The organism is Blastococcus sp. SYSU DS0973, assembly GCF_054051055.1.
The window spans coordinates 189,585-203,537 of the sequence record NZ_JBJHAN010000003.1 but is presented as its reverse complement, the minus strand read 5'-3'; the positions used below and the strand labels follow the sequence as shown (position 1 = coordinate 203,537).

At 75.7% G+C, this 13,953-nt stretch carries 11 protein-coding genes, 1 pseudogene and 1 riboswitch; of the genes and pseudogenes, 4 read left to right on the top strand and 8 right to left on the bottom strand.

What is annotated here, in order from left to right:
- Positions 1-50: 50 nt before the first annotated feature.
- A riboswitch (cyclic di-AMP (ydaO/yuaA leader) is annotated at positions 51-198 on the top strand.
- Positions 199-466: 268 nt separating this feature from the next.
- Positions 467-1,381 carry a hypothetical protein gene (locus ACI791_RS07680; RefSeq protein ID WP_456585511.1) on the top strand — a complete coding sequence of 305 codons (915 nt, stop codon included), beginning with the start codon at positions 467-469 and terminating at the stop codon, positions 1,379-1,381.
- A 218-nt stretch (positions 1,382-1,599) separates the two neighbouring features.
- Here ACI791_RS07680 and ACI791_RS07675 read toward each other — a convergent pair whose 3' ends face one another.
- Positions 1,600-1,926, bottom strand: a complete 327-nt coding sequence (locus ACI791_RS07675) for a hypothetical protein (protein WP_456585510.1) — start codon at positions 1,924-1,926, stop codon at positions 1,600-1,602.
- Positions 1,927-2,045: 119 nt separating this feature from the next.
- Here ACI791_RS07675 and ACI791_RS07670 point away from each other — a divergent pair, with 119 nt between their 5' ends.
- Positions 2,046-3,950, top strand: a complete 1,905-nt coding sequence (locus tag ACI791_RS07670) for a protein kinase domain-containing protein (protein WP_456585509.1) — start codon at positions 2,046-2,048, stop codon at positions 3,948-3,950.
- Between the two features lie 24 nt (positions 3,951-3,974).
- Here the strand turns inward: ACI791_RS07670 and ACI791_RS07665 are convergent, their stop codons facing one another.
- The 4 genes from ACI791_RS07665 to ACI791_RS07650 all read right to left on the bottom strand — a co-directional run bounded on the left by ACI791_RS07665 (position 3,975) and on the right by ACI791_RS07650 (position 7,714).
- Positions 3,975-4,946 (bottom strand): NADPH:quinone oxidoreductase family protein, encoded by a 972-nt coding sequence (locus tag ACI791_RS07665; protein WP_456585508.1) that lies wholly within the window; start codon positions 4,944-4,946, stop codon positions 3,975-3,977.
- A gap of 113 nt (positions 4,947-5,059) precedes the next feature.
- Positions 5,060-5,215: a hypothetical protein gene (locus tag ACI791_RS07660; RefSeq protein WP_456585507.1), complete on the bottom strand. Its 156-nt coding sequence runs from the start codon at positions 5,213-5,215 to the stop codon at positions 5,060-5,062.
- A gap of 59 nt (positions 5,216-5,274) precedes the next feature.
- Positions 5,275-6,738, bottom strand: coding sequence for a protein adenylyltransferase SelO (locus ACI791_RS07655; RefSeq protein WP_456585506.1), 1,464 nt, complete (start codon positions 6,736-6,738; stop codon positions 5,275-5,277).
- Positions 6,686-7,714, bottom strand: coding sequence for an acyl-CoA thioesterase (locus ACI791_RS07650; RefSeq protein WP_456585505.1), 1,029 nt, complete (start codon positions 7,712-7,714; stop codon positions 6,686-6,688). The genes ACI791_RS07655 and ACI791_RS07650 overlap by 53 nt, the downstream gene beginning before the upstream one ends.
- A gap of 43 nt (positions 7,715-7,757) precedes the next feature.
- Between ACI791_RS07650 and ACI791_RS07645 the strand changes: the two are divergent.
- Positions 7,758-8,183 (top strand): annotated as a pseudogene (locus ACI791_RS07645) (ferredoxin); the annotation flags it as partial.
- 65 nt (positions 8,184-8,248) lie between these two features.
- Here the strand turns inward: ACI791_RS07645 and ACI791_RS07640 are convergent.
- On the bottom strand, positions 8,249-8,668 hold the full coding sequence (locus tag ACI791_RS07640; protein ID WP_456585504.1) for a WhiB family transcriptional regulator: 420 nt from the start codon (positions 8,666-8,668) through the stop codon (positions 8,249-8,251).
- 178 nt (positions 8,669-8,846) lie between these two features.
- Entirely contained in the window at positions 8,847-10,652 is a 1,806-nt protein-coding gene (locus ACI791_RS07635; protein WP_456585503.1) for a helicase-related protein, read from the bottom strand.
- Between the two features lie 154 nt (positions 10,653-10,806).
- On the opposite strand from ACI791_RS07635, the gene ACI791_RS07630 reads away from it, so the two are divergent.
- Positions 10,807-11,682: a mechanosensitive ion channel family protein gene (locus tag ACI791_RS07630; protein ID WP_456585502.1), complete on the top strand. Its 876-nt coding sequence runs from the start codon at positions 10,807-10,809 to the stop codon at positions 11,680-11,682.
- 71 nt (positions 11,683-11,753) lie between these two features.
- Here ACI791_RS07630 and ACI791_RS07625 read toward each other — a convergent pair whose 3' ends face one another.
- Positions 11,754-13,949, bottom strand: coding sequence for an MMPL family transporter (locus ACI791_RS07625; RefSeq protein ID WP_456585501.1), 2,196 nt, complete (start codon positions 13,947-13,949; stop codon positions 11,754-11,756).
- Between the last annotated feature and the right edge of the window lie 4 nt (positions 13,950-13,953).

Genomic DNA, 13,953 nt, shown 5'->3' with positions numbered 1-13,953 from the left:
GTCCGATCGGTCGACACGTCCCCGTCCGGGGAGTCCGATCGGCGCCGCCGAGTCACCCACTGCCATCGCGCTGCGGGTGAGCCGGGGACCCACCGCAGCACTGGGGTGAATCCTGCGCCGAGCACGTCGGCGGCGCGGGTAGGGCTACTTCCCGCCCGAATCCGTCAGCTAACCCGGTAGGCGGCAACGGAAGAAACGGAGAGCCGCCGCATGGCGCGCCCTTGCACCGCCGCACGTCCCTGCACCACCCGGCACCGCCGCATCCGGGTGCGCCCGCGGAACTGACCGCGCCACGCCCGGCGCCCCGCCGACTGCCGCCCACCACCGAGCACTTCCCGCTCGACCGGCTCCCCGCCGTCTCCCGGTGGCCCAGGCAGTCGTCCTGACGCCGGCGCCCTGCTGCCCGCACCCCGCCGCGGCCCGCTCTCCGGCCGGTCGCGCGAACACCCTCGGAGCTTCCGTACCCATGAATGTTTGCACCACCACCTCCGGCCGCCGCCGCCCGCCGGCGCACGTCCGCCGTCCCGCCCTGTACCTGGGTGCCGCCGCCGCCGGCGCGCTCCTCGTCAACGTCCTCGTCGGCGCGGACCCGGCGGCGCAGGCCGAGGCCGATGCGCCGCAGTCGGTCAGCGTCGCCCAGGAGCTCGGGCTCACCGCCCAGTCCGGCCCGATCGACGTGACCGAGGACCTGGCCCCGCTGCAGGACCTCACCGCCAGCCGCAGCACCCGCGCCGCCGAGCAGGTCGCGGCGCAGCAGGCCCAGGCCGCCGCCGACCAGGTGGAGCTCGACCGGCAGAAGGCCGAGGCGGAGGCCGCAGCCCGTGCCGAGGCCGAGGCCGAGGCCATGGCCGAGGCGGAGGCCAAGGCGAAGGCCGAGGCCGAGGCGAAGGCCGCCGCGGCCGCGGAGGCAGCGGCACCGGCTGCCGCGGCACCGGCTGCCGCGGCACCGGCTGCCGCGAGCCGGAGCCGGCAGGCGCCGGTGTCCAGCTCGCCGGCCGCCTCGGTGGCCGCGTCGGCGGTCGCGCGGATCAGCAACAGCGCCGGAGCCGTCAGGCCGCAGGCCCAGGCCGCGGCCGACGCCGTGGTCAGCAACGTGCCGGGTGCGGCGAGCATCACGATCGGCGGCACGCGCGCCAGCGCGGCCGATCCGGGTGGTCACCCGTCCGGGCTGGCGCTGGATTACATGGTCATGTCCAACGCGGCGCTCGGGGACGCCATCGTCGCGTACCACCGTGCGCACTGGGCCGAGCTCGGGGTGGACTACATCATCTGGCAGCAGCGCATGCTGTCGTCCGCGAACGGCTCCTGGCAGCCCATGGCGAACCGGGGCAGCCCCACGGCCAACCACATGGATCACCCGCACGTGAACTACCGGGGCTGATCGCCGACGCCCCGGGCCCGGCAGGGCCCGGGCCGCTCGACCCCCGGAGGACGTAGCGTCAGCTTCCGGACGACCGACAGCGGCAGCACCCGCATGGCCAGTGGGGGATCGGCACCCGGGGCCCACACGGGGACGTGCTGATCTCTCTCCGAGCGGATGGAGCCGTGGGCGGTCGACGTGCTCATGCGTCGGGGCCTGCCGACCGGCTCGCCCGTCGGTCAGTCCGGTTCGGCGGGTACGGACCCGGTGCCGGCCAGGGCCCGTGTCAGCGCCGCGGAACGGCGCAGCGGCAGCTGCCGACCGGCCCGCGCGGCGGCGTCGAGGTGGTCGAGCAGCAGCTGCCGGCCGGCGGCGGAGAGCCCGGTCACCGAGCCGGCGTCGACCGCATCGACGCGCACCGGCTCGCCGCCGTAGTGCTGCAGGAAGGCGTCGACGACGGCGTCGTCGACCTCCCCGGCCAGGCACAACACCCGGCCGCCGGCCGTGTTGAGCAGCCGGACCACGCCGCGCACCTGCGCGGACGGACGGGAGGGGAACGGGTGCACCACCCCAGTCTGACCTCCTCGGGGCCGACGGGGTTCGGCTACGGCCGGGACGGGCACCCACAGGGGCACGGGCGACGGGCGGGGACGGCCTCGCGGGGACCAGCACGAGGGAATCGGGAGTGGCCACGGCCGAGACCAGCCGGCAGATCCTCGGCGACCGGTACGAGCTGCGCGACCTGATCGCCGTCGGCGGGATGGGCCAGGTGTGGCGGGCCCGCGACGTGCTGCTCGACCGTTGGGTGGCCGTCAAGGTGCTGCGCAGTGAGTACGCCGACAACCCGGTGTTCGTGGCGCGGTTCCGCACGGAGGCCCGGAACGCCGCCAGCCTCAGCCACCCCAACATCGCCGCCGTCCTCGACTACGGCGAGTCGACGGCGGAGGGCACCGGCGAGCACCTCGCCTACCTCGTCATGGAGTTGGTCGACGGGCCGCCGCTGTCGGCGCTGCTGGCCGAGGACGGGTCGCTCGGCACCGGCGCCGCCCTCTCGGTCCTGCAGCAGGCCGCGGCCGGGCTCGCCGCCGCTCACCGGGCCGGTGTGGTGCACCGCGACGTCAAGCCGGCCAACATCCTGCTGACCCACGACGGCACCGTGAAGCTCACCGACTTCGGCATCTCCTGGTCGGCGGGCAGCGTGCCGCTGACGCAGACCGGCCAGGTGATCGGCACGGCGCAGTACATGTCCCCCGAGCAGGCCAGGGGCGAGCACGTCGGCCCGGCGAGCGACGTCTACGCCCTGGGGCTGGTCGGCTACGAGTCCCTCGCCGGGCACGCCGCCTTCGACGGCGACAACCCGGTGACCGTCGCGCTCAAGCAGGTGCAGGAGCACCCCGAGCCCCTGCCCGCCGCGCTGCCGCGGGACGTCCGCGCCCTCATCGACGCCGCGCTGGTCAAGGACCCCGACGACCGCCTGCCCGACGGGAACGCCTTCCTGCACGCGGTCGAGGAGACGATGCACGGCCCGCCGGACACCGCGTCCCTCACCCGGCCCGTGGCCGTCGTGGCGGCCGCCCGCGCGACCGGCTCCCGGGGCGGCACGGGCGCGCACCGGGGGACCGGTTCGGTCGGGGAGGCCGGCGCCCGCCGGGAGACGCCGGCAGAGCGACCCGCGGGGCGCCGGCCGGTCCTCCTGGTCCTCCTCCCGGTCATCGTCTTCCTCCTGCTCGGCGGAGGCGTGGCCGCCCTGCTCGCCGCGTCGGCCTCCGATCCCGGCGGTGCGGCCGGGGCCGTCGAGTCGCAGTCGGTCGCCGAGGTGGACCTGGTGGCCGCGGACTACGTCGGGCGGCCGGTCGAGGAGGTCGTCGCCGAACTCAGCGCGCTCGGCCTGACCGTGCGGCTGCAGGAGGAGCCGACCCCGGGCGGTGTCGCGGGGACAGTGACCGGAGTCGAGGCCGCCGATGCGCGACCCGAGCCCGGGGACGAGGTCCTCGTCCGCGTCGCGGCACCACCCGCCGCGCCGGACACGTCGTCGTCGACCGACGGCGGCGGCGCCACGGCGCCCGCGCCGGCCCCTGCGCCCGCGCCGGCCCCTGCGCCCGCGCCGGCCCCTGCGCCTGCGCCGGCCCCTGCGCCCGCGCCGGCCCCTGCGCCTGCGCCGGCCCCTGCGCCCGCGCCGGCCCCTGCGCCCGCGCCGGCGGCCACGACGACGGAGCCGCCGGCCGTCGACGAGCCGGCGCCCGGGACGTCGGCGCCCAGCAGCCCGGCCGGCGACCCCACCGATCCGGGCACCGGCACGCCCACCGCGCCGGCCGACGAGGGGACCGGCACGCCGACCACTCCGGCCGACGAGGGGACCGGCACGCCGACCACTCCGGCCGACGAGGCGACCGGCACGCCGACCACTCCGACCGGAGAGGGGGAGGAGCCGACCGAGCCGTCCACCCCCGTCGCCGAGCCGGAGACCCCGTCCACCGGGACGACGGAGATCCCGTCCACCGGGACGACGGAGACCCCGACCACCCCGGAGGGCGACGAGGACGGCGACGCGGGTGACCCGGAGGACGGCACGGCCGACCCCCGGGTCTGACCTGGGGCCTGCCCCCCGGGTCGGTCAGCCGCGGACCCGGAGCAGCACCTTCCCGGTGGCGCGGCGCTCGTCGAGCTCGGCGACGGCCTCGGCTGCATCGGCCAACTCGTGGACCGAGCCCAGGGGCGGGTCCAACCGGCCCTGCTCGAGGAGCGGAGCCAGCTCCACCCACTGCTCCTTCGGGTAGCCCGGCTCGCCACCCGACCAGAACGCGCCCCAGCCGACGCCGACCACCGACACGTTGCTCAGCAGCAGCCGGTTCACCTTCACCGTGGGGATGTCGCCGCCGGTGAAGCCCAGGACGAGGAGCCGGCCCTCCCGGCCCAGGCTGCGCAGCGAGTCGGTGAACCGGTCGCCGCCGACCGGGTCGACGACGACGTCCACGCCCCGCCCGCCGGTGAGTTCCTTGACGCGGTCGCGGAACCCCTCGGCGAGGACGACCTCGTCGGCGCCGGCGGCCCGGGCGACCTCGCCCTTGGCCTCGGTCGAGACCACGGCGAGCACGCGGGCGTCCGCGGCACGGGCGAGCTGGACGGCCGCCGTCCCGAGGCCGCCGGCCGCGCCGTGCACCAGCACGGTCTCGCCGGCCGCCAGCCGACCCCGGCGGTGCAGCGCGAAGTGCATCGTCAGGTAGTTCATCGGTAGGGCGGCGCCCTGCTCGAAGCTGGTGCGGTCGGGGAGCGGGAAGACCAGCGACGGGGGCACGGCGACCGCCTCGGCGAAGCCGCCGAATCCGGGGAACGCGGCCACCCGCTGACCGGGCTGCAGCCCGCTGCCCTCGGGGGCGCTGCGCACCGTGCCGGCGACTTCGCTGCCCGGGACGAACGGCAGCTCCGGCTTGAGCTGGTACTCGCCGCGGCTGAGGAGCACCTCGGGGAAGGTCACCCCGGCGACGTGCACGTCGACGAGGACCTTTCCGTCGGCCTCGGGCTCGGGGATGTCGACGACCCGCACCGCGCGGGGGCCGTCGTGGGAGCTGATCTGGGCGGCGCGCACAGGTCCTCCTGCTCGGTGGGCACGTGGCCGGCACGGCGCGTCGCCACGCGGACCGGGTTCCGCAAGCCTCTCAGACGGATGTGGCCCCGGTTCCGGGGAGGCGGCCGGAAGCCTCAGAGCAGCCGGTCGAGGTCGTCGGGCCCCGGCCCGGTGCCGCCGGAGTCGACCAGGGGAGAGGTGTCGGGGACGTCGTCGTCCGGGGGCTCGGGCGCCACCGGCCCCTCGGCGTAGAGGGTGTCGGGGTCCTTGGGGTCCATCTCGCGGGGCACGGGGCCGGACTACCCGCGGGGCCGGGCGCCAACCGGCGGCCGGCCGGCGCCGACGCGACTCAGGTGCCGCAGAAGGTCCGGTAGGCGCCGAAGTCCTGCGGGGCGGGCGAGGCGTACCGCTCCAGACCCGGCCGCGCGTCGAAGGGCGCGGTCACGGCCTCGAGGAGCTGCCCGAGCGGGGCGAGGTCGCCCTCGGTCGCGGCGTCGAGGGCTTCCTCGACCAGGTGGTTGCGCGGGATGTAGACCGGGTTGGCCCGGTCCATCCCGGCGGCGTCGGGAGCCAGGGCCCGCCAGCGCTCCAGCCAGCCGTCGATCCCGGCGAGATCCAGGAAGAGCAGCCGCACGGGCTCCACGTCCCCGCGCGCGGCGCCGCCCAGGGCCCGGAAGACCGATGTGAGGTCGACGTGGTCCTGCCGCAGCAGGACGAAGAGGTCCTCGGCCAGGGCACGGACCACCGCGTCGTCGAGCCCCTCCGGCAGCCCGAGCTTGGCCCGGACGCCGGCGGTCCAGGCCGCCTCGTACCGCGGTGCGAAACCGCGGAGGGACTCCACGGCCACGGCGACGGCCTGCTCCTGGTCGTCGTCGAACAGCGGAAGAAGCGCCTCGGCGAGCCGCGCGAGGTTCCACTCGGCCACGACCGGCTGGTTGCCGTAGGCGTAGCGCCCGCCGGCGTCGATGGAGCTGTACACGGTGGCCGGGTCGTAGGCGTCGAGGAAGGCGCACGGGCCGTAGTCGATGGTCTCGCCGGAGATCGTCGTGTTGTCCGTGTTCATGACCCCGTGGACGAAGCCGACGAGCATCCACTGCGCCACCAGCGACGCCTGCGCCGCCACGACGGCGTCGTACAGGGCCAGGTACCGGTTCTCCGCGCCGGCCGCGCCGGGGTGGTGGCGATCGATCGCGTGGTCGGCGAGCCGGCGCAGCAGGTCGACGTCGCCGGTGGCCCGGGCGTACTGGAAGCTGCCGACGCGCAGGTGGCTGCTCGCGACCCGGGCGAGGACGGCGCCGGGCAGCAGGGTCTCCCGGCGCACGGCGCGCCCGGTGGCGACCACGGCCAGCGAGCGGGTCGTCGGGATGCCCAGGGCGTGCATCGCCTCGCTGATCACGTACTCGCGGAGCATCGGGCCGACGGCGGCCAGGCCGTCGCCGCCCCGGGCGAACGGGGTCCGGCCGGAGCCCTTCAGGTGCAGGTCGTGCAGGGCGCCCTCGGCTCCGGGCAGCTCACCGAGCAGCAGCGCCCGCCCGTCGCCGAGGCGCGGGTTGAAGCTGCCGAACTGGTGCCCGGAGTAGGCCTGTGCCACCGGGGTGGCCCCCTCGGGCACGAGGGTGCCCACCAGCAGCCGGAGGCCGTCGGGGGTGCGCAGGGCCGCCGGGTCGAGACCGAGCTCGGTGGCGAGGGGCTCGTTGAGCACCAGCAGGCGAGGATCCGGCGCCTCCTCCGCCTGCCAGGGGAGGGCCATCTCCCCGAGCTCACGGGCGAAGTGGTCGCCGAGGACGATTGTCGGAGACGGTGCGACGCTCACCGCATCGAGGGTACGTCGATTTCCGCGATCGTCCCCGGCCGCGGCGGCGGGACCGACGCCGGCGGTCAGCGGAAGCGGCGGCGGAGCATGCCCTCCTGGGCGACGGTCGCGACCAGCCGGCCCGCGTGGTCGAACAGCCGGCCGCGGCAGAGCGTCCGCCCGCGCCGGCCCAGCTGCTCTCCTGGTCGAACAGCAGCCACTGGTCGATCCGGGCCGGCTCGTGGAACCACACCGCGTGGTCCAGGCTCGCCGCGGCGACGCCGGGCTCCCCGATCATGGTGCCGTGCGGCGTGAGGGCGGTGCCGAGCAGGAGCATGTCCGACGCGTAGGTGATCCCGCAGCCGTGCGCCAGCGGCTCGTCCGGGACGGGGGTGCGGCTGCGCAGCCAGAACTGCTGGAGAGGAGGCCTGCGCTCACCGCGCGCCGCGGCCAGCCGGGGCGAGTCGCCGGCGAAGCGGATGTCGAAGGGGTGCCGCTGGGCGAGCCAGCGGAGCCACTCCCGAGCCGGTCCCTCGCTCGCGTCCGCCACCTCCTCCAGCGTCGGCAGCTCCTCGGGTGCCGGTGCGTCGAGCTGGGGCAGCTGGTGCGCCCACCCCTCCTCGGTCACGTGGAAGGAGGCGGTCAGCGCGAAGACCGCCGCACCGTGCTGCTCGGCGACGACGGAGCGGGTGGAGTAGCTGCCGCCGTCGCGGACCGGGATGACGGAGAAATCCGTGGGTGCGGTGACGTCGCCCGGGCGCAGGAAGTGGCCGTGGATCGAGTGCACCGCCCGCTCGGGCGGCACCGTGCGCCCGGCGGCGAGCAGTGCCTGTGCCGCCACCGCGCCCCCGAAGGCCGGCCCCGGGACGGCGCTGCGGGGCCCGGCGCGAAAGCGCCCCGGCGGGGCCGCCTCCAGCTGGAGCAGCTCTGCCAGCCCACCGGAGCCCGCGCCGGTGGGCTGCCGTGCGGGTGCCGGCCGTTCGTCGTCGAGCGGCATGTCGGTCGTCCACCTCGTCCCGTCCGGAGCACTTGCCGGGTGAATGGAATCACCCCTCGACTGGTGCACGGGGCGCGCCGTAGGAACCCGGGAACGGCTGCTGCCGACGTCTGCGCCGGGCGCGGCCACGACGGCGCCCGGGTCCCCGACAGCGCGACGCGGCGGGGGTGAGCAACTGCGCCCGCTACGCGTGCTCCCCGTCGAAGGCCGAGCTGCTGGTCGGCGCCCCCCGGGCCCACGGCCGGCCGCAGATGGCCGACCTCGCCCCTGTCCACACCGGAGAACAGCTGGGAACCGACCCATGAGAGCGCAGATCGACGCGGATCGCTGCCAGGGGCACGGCCGCTGCTACGAGCTCAGCCCCGACCTCTTCGGTCAGGACGAGGGCGGCTACGGCACGGTGCCCGGCGACGGGGAGGTGCTCGCCGGTCGCGAGGACGGTGCCCGGCTGGCCACCGCCGACTGCCCGGAGTCGGCCGTGGCGGTGCCGGAAGCGCCTTGCGCCGACCCTCGGCTGACCGGCGGACCGCGGGGTCAGGCGCTGATCGAGCTGCGGCGCTGCAGCCGCACCCGGCGGCGCTCCCGCTCGGAGAGCCCGCCCCAGATCCCGAACCGCTCGTCGTTGGCCAGTGCGAACTCCAGGCACTCGGCGCGCACCGGGCAGCCGGTGCACACCCGCTTGGCCTCCCGGGTCGACCCGCCCTTGTCGGGGAAGAACGCCTCCGGGTCGGTCTCGGCGCACAGCGCGTCCTGCCGCCACGCGTCCTCGCCCGCCTGGTCACCGGTCCACGCAGGGGTCTGCTGCCACGGGGAGCCGGCACCCCACTGCGGCGCGTCGTCCCACTCGGGCGCGGCCTCCCACACCGGCGCGGTGTGGGGCGCAGGAACGGCGCCGTCGAGGCGGGCCTCGCCGTCGTGCACGAGGGTCAGGGAGGGGCGGAAGAGGGAAGGCATGGGAAGCTCCTCGGGGTCGTGGGACACGACGGGTGACGGACCGGTACGGCCCGGCTGCTGTCAGTGACGCTACGGACCGGGCGGCGGGTCGGCACTGGCAAGAACTGGACGAAACCGGCGCCGCTCTTGGTGAAATCTGCCCCTTGCGACCGCCGTCCGTGGTCGGCGGTGAGCCGGCTCAGCCGCGGCGGGTCCGTCCCCGGGGACCACCCTGGCGGCCGCCCAGCGCGCGACCGGCCGCCCGGCCCGCCGCCCGCCGACGACCACCGGGACGGCGGTCGCGATCGCCTTCCCGCCGGCCGGCCGGCGCGCTGCACGGCCGGCAGGTGGTGAACCAGGGCGCGATCGCGTTGCCGCACTCGGCGCACTTCCCCGAGCGGCCCAGCGCGATGGCGTCGGGGAGGAGCTCGGTGATCATCTCGGCGCACTCCTCCTCGACCCACGCGGCGTCCTCGCTGTCCAGTCCGGCGACGCCGGGGAACTGGCGGAGCAGGGTCTGGGCGTCGCGAGCCGCCGCGGCGGCCTGCTCGTAGTCCTCGACGGTGCCGCCCCGGGGAACGTCCGGCAGCACGGTCTCCGGCGGGACGGGCAGGCCGACGGCGTGCTGCAGCGCGGCCTTCGCGAGCACCAGCCAGCGCGTGCGCCGCGGCGGGTTGTAGTCGATGGCCAGGTTGACCAGCCGCCAGACGGTGGCCAGGTCGCCGGCCGCCCCGAGCGGGCCGCGGAGCAGCGGCAACAGGGCGTGCACCCGCAGCACGAGGCTGGTGACGTCGTCGGCGGTCATCGCCTCGTCGCGGGTCGCGGCGCGGGCCCACGCCATCCAGCGGGTCAGCGCCTCGGGCAGGTCCACCGCCTCGAAGGCGCCGAGGTCCTCGAGCTCCGGCCGCAGCCGGGGGGCGCGCTTGGGCAGGTCGCTCATCTCGTCGCCGCGGGCGACGGCCGCACCGGCGCCGACCAGCGACGCCACGGGCTTGAGCCCGCTGACCCCGATGAGGATGCCGACACCGCCGTGCCCGGTCAGGCCGTAGCGCCCGGCCCGCCCGGCGATCTGGGCGGCCTCCCAGGTGCGCAGCGGTCGCATCTCCTGGCCGTCGAACTTCGTGGTCTCGGCGAAGAGCACGGTCGTGGCCGGCACGTTGATGCCGTGGCCGATGACGTCGGTGGTGACCAGCACGTCGAGCTCGCCGCTGGTGAACCGCTCGATGACCTCACGGCGGGTGGCCGGCGGGAGGGCGCCGTAGAGGACGCCGACCTTGCCGGGCCGGTGCTGGTCGAGCTCGGCGGCGACGGCGTAGACCGCCTTGCGCGAGAAGGCGACGACGAGCGTCTGGGGCCGGACGCCCTCGGGGCGCACCGGGCCGCGCAGGACGTCGAGCCGGGACAACCGCTTGTGGTTGACGACCTCGACGTGCTCGGCGTCGGAGACCAGCGGCTTGAGCACGAGGTAGGCCTCGGCGGCGGAGATGAGGTGCATCTCCCGGTACTCGCCGGTCAGCAGGAGGCGGGCCCAGTGGTGGCCGCGATCGGGGTCGGTGACCCAGTGCGCCTCGTCGAGCACCAGCATCTGGCCGCGGTCGGGCGCCTTCTCGACCGTGCAGCAGACGATGGGCGCGAACGGATCGATCTCCTCCTCGCCGGTGGACAGGCCGACCGTGCCCTCGGGGAGCTGGGCGGACAGCTTGGCGTACGCCTCGTGGGCGAGCTGGCGCAGCGGTGCGGCGTAGACGCCCGACCCCGTGGCGGCCAGCGCCTGCAGCGAGTCGTAGGTCTTGCCGGAGTTGGTCGGGCCGAGGTGGAACACCACGTTCTCCGGCCGGGTGGGGCGGGCGGGGAGCTCCGGCTCGGCGCCCTCGACCCAACTCTGCTGGGCGAGCCGCTCCTCGAGGGCGGCGGCGCGGTCGGTCTGCCGCCCCGCCGATCGGCGGGTGGCAGAGCGCTCCCGGCGTCGCGAGGTGGCGGCGGGCTGGGGGTCGTGCTGGGGCAAACGACGTCCTTCGGTGGGGAACGGCTGAGGTGGTCGGCGTCCCTCCGGGACGGACCGTCATCCAGCCAACACCGACGGGCGCCGATCCATGCCCGCGGGGCCGGCCGCCGGGTGCCGGTCTGCGCGAACGCCCGCCACTGCCTAGCCTCCGGAGGTGCCCGGAGCCCTGCCCAGAACCGTTCTCCTCGCGGTCGAGGACCCGGTGGTCACCGATCCGATCACCTGGCAGGAGGCCGTGCAGGCGCTGGTGGTCTTCCTCCTCGGCCTGGTGCTGGCGGTCGTGGTCCGCCGCGTGATGGTCCGGGCGATCGACCGCGAGGGCAGCCGCCACATCGGCCGGGTCGTCGGGCGCTTCGTGAGCGTGGTCGTCGCGGCCGTGGCCGGGGTCTACGCCCTGGACCTGCTCGGGGTGCGCATCGGGCCGCTCGTCGGGGCCCTCGGGGTGGGCGGCATCGCGATCGCCTTCGCCGCCCAGGACATCCTGCAGAACTTCGTCGCCGGGGTGCTCCTCCAGGTCCGGCACCCCTTCCGCGTGGGGGAGCAGATCGGCAGCGGGGACCACGAGGGGGTGGTCGAGGACGTGAACCTGCGGACCACGCAGCTCAGCACCTACGACGGGCTGACCGTGTACCTGCCCAACGCCGAGGTGCTGAAGAACCCGATCATCAACTACACGCGGACGCCGACCAGCCGGACGTCGCTCACCGTCGGGCTGCCCTACGACGCCGACCTGGATCGGGCCCGGCAGGTGCTCGCGGAGGCGTGCGCCCGTGCCGACGGCGTCCAGCCGAGCCCGCCACCGGAGGTGTGGGTGGAGGAGTTCGGCGAGTCCTCCATCAACGTGGCGGTGCGCTACTGGCACCCGGCCGACATCGCCAGCCGCTGGCGGGTGCGCAACGAGGTCGCCGTCTCCCTGAAGAAGGCGCTCGACGCGGCCGGCATCGAGATCCCCTTCCCGCAGCGGGTCCTCTGGTTCCCGCGGGATCGCGATGCGTCCGCTCCCGGAGCCGACGGGAGCGACGCGGGCTGAGCTGCCACCCCGGACGGCGCACGGCCCGCTTCCCGGGGGACGGGCCGTGCGGGGTGGGACGGGGGCGGCGCTCAGCGGCGGCTGGCGCCGACCGGCTCCCGGTCCCCGGCAGGGGTGGCGGCCTTCTCGAGCGCGGCGCCCTCGACGTCGAGGACGGGCAGCCACCGCAGCCAGCCCGGCAGCCACCAGGCCCGCTCGCCGAGCAACGCCAGCGCGGCCGGCACCAGCACCATCCGGACCGCGAAGGCGTCGAACAGGATCCCGGCCGCGAGGGCGAAGGCGATCGACTTGATCGTCGCCTCGCCGGCGGGCACGAACCCGGCGAACACCGAGAACATGATCAGCGCGGCGGCGACGACCACCGGGGCCGCCTGCCCGAAGCCGGTGCGGATCGCGTCCAGCGGGCGGGTGCCGTGGCTGTGCGCCTCGTGCATCCGGGACACCAGGAAGATCTGGTAGTCCATCGCCAGGCCGAAGAGGATGCCGATCACCAGGATGGGAGTGAGGCTGATCAGCGGCCCGGTGGTGTCGAGGTTGACCACGTCGGCCAGCCAGCCCCACTGGAACACCGCCACGGTGGCGCCGAGCGAGGCGCCGATGGTCAGCAGGAAACCGAGCACGCCGACCAGCGGGACCAGCAGCGAGCGGAATACCAGGACCAGCAGCACCAGCGCCAGGCCCACCACGAGCGCCAGGTAGACCGGCAGTGCCTCGTCCAGGCTCTGGGCGACGTCCACGCTCACCGCGGTCTGGCCGGTGACGTAGGCGTCGACCCCCTCCACGCCGGCGAGCCGGTCGCGCAGGTCGGCGACGAGCTGCTCGGTGGCGGGGTCGGTCGGGCCGGACCTGGGGATGACGGTGAGCAGCGCCGCCGTGTCGTCGGCGTTGGGCACCGGGGCCGTGACGAGCGCGACGTCATCCAGCCGGCCGATCGGTGCGGCGGCCCGTCCGGCGGCGCCGGACGCGCCCTCGCCCTCCAGCAGGATGGTGATCGGGCCGTTGAAGCCGGCGCCGAAGCCGTCGGCCAGCAGCTCCTGCGCCCGGGCCTGGGTGGAGTTCTCGGGCGGGGTCTGCACGAGCGTCGTCTGCATGGCGAGGAACGGGAGCGCGATCGTCCCCAGGGCGACGACGGCCAGCAGCAGGGAGGGCACCCGGCGGCGGGTGACCGTGGTGGCCCAGCCGGCGAGGAAGCCGCGTCCGCCGGCCGGCGCGGCGCTGCCCGCGGTCGCCTCCCGCGCTGCGGCGCGGTGCTTGCGGGGCAGTGCCCGGTAGCCGAGGAAGCCCAGCACGGCGGGCACCAGCGTGAGAGCCACGAGGACGGCGACCACGATGGTCAGCGCGGCGGCCACCCCCATCTGGGTCAGGAACGGGATGCCGACGACGAACAGGCCGGCCAGCGCGATGACGACGGTCAGGCCGGCGGTGACGACCGCGGAGCCCGCGGTGCCCGCGGCGGTGGCGATGGCCGTGCCGACGTCGGAGCCGGAGCGCACCTCCTGCCGGTACCGGGTGATGATGAACAGCGCGTAGTCGATGCCGACCGCCAGGCCGAGCATCGCGGCCAGGGTGGGGGTGGTCGACGAGAGCTCGATGAACCCGGTGGCGACGGTGACGCCCAGGACGCCGATGCCCACGCCCACCAGGGCGGTGAGCAGGTTGAGGCCCGCGACCGCCAGCGCGCCGTAGGTGACGGCGAGGACGAGGAGGGCGACGACGACGCCGATCGCCTCGCTGGGGCCACCGACGTGCGGGGCCTCCTGGATCGCCTCACCGGCGGCCTCGACGGTGAACCCGCCGGCGCGGGCGTCCGCGACCGCGTCGAGCAGCGCCTCCTGCTGCGCCGGGGTCACCTCGCCGGGTGCGGCGTCGTAGGTGACCGTGCTGTAGGCGGTGGTCTGCTGCGCGTTCACCGACGGCGCGGCCGGGTCGAGCGGGTTCGTGGCGGAGGTGACGCCCGGCAGCTGACCGAGCCCGGCCACCAGCTCACCCAGCGCGACGACGTTCTCCGGCGTGGTCAGGGTCTGGCCGTCGGGCGCCTGCACCACGACCCGCGCGGTGGCGCCGTCACCGCCGGGGCCGAACTCCGCGCCGATCCGGTCCAGGGCGATGGTCGACTCCTGCCCCGGGATGGCGAAGCTGCTCGACGTCTCGCCCGCGAAGGTGAGCGCACCCACGCTCCCGCCGACGAGGAGGACCAGCCAGACGGCGACCACGGACAGCCGGTGCCGGTGCGAGAAGGCGCCGAGCCGGGACAACAGCACAGCCATGCGG

Bases quoted from the DNA above. Each gene is read 5' to 3' on its own strand.
- ACI791_RS07680 (WP_456585511.1), top strand. From the start codon at position 467: ATGAATGTTTGCACCACCACCTCCGGCCGCCGCCGCCCGCCGGCGCAC.
- ACI791_RS07650 (WP_456585505.1), bottom strand. From the start codon at position 7,714: ATGCCGCTCGACGACGAACGGCCGGCACCCGCACGGCAGCCCACCGGC.
- ACI791_RS07640 (WP_456585504.1), bottom strand. From the start codon at position 8,668: ATGCCTTCCCTCTTCCGCCCCTCCCTGACCCTCGTGCACGACGGCGAG.
- ACI791_RS07625 (WP_456585501.1), bottom strand. From the start codon at position 13,949: ATGGCTGTGCTGTTGTCCCGGCTCGGCGCCTTCTCGCACCGGCACCGG.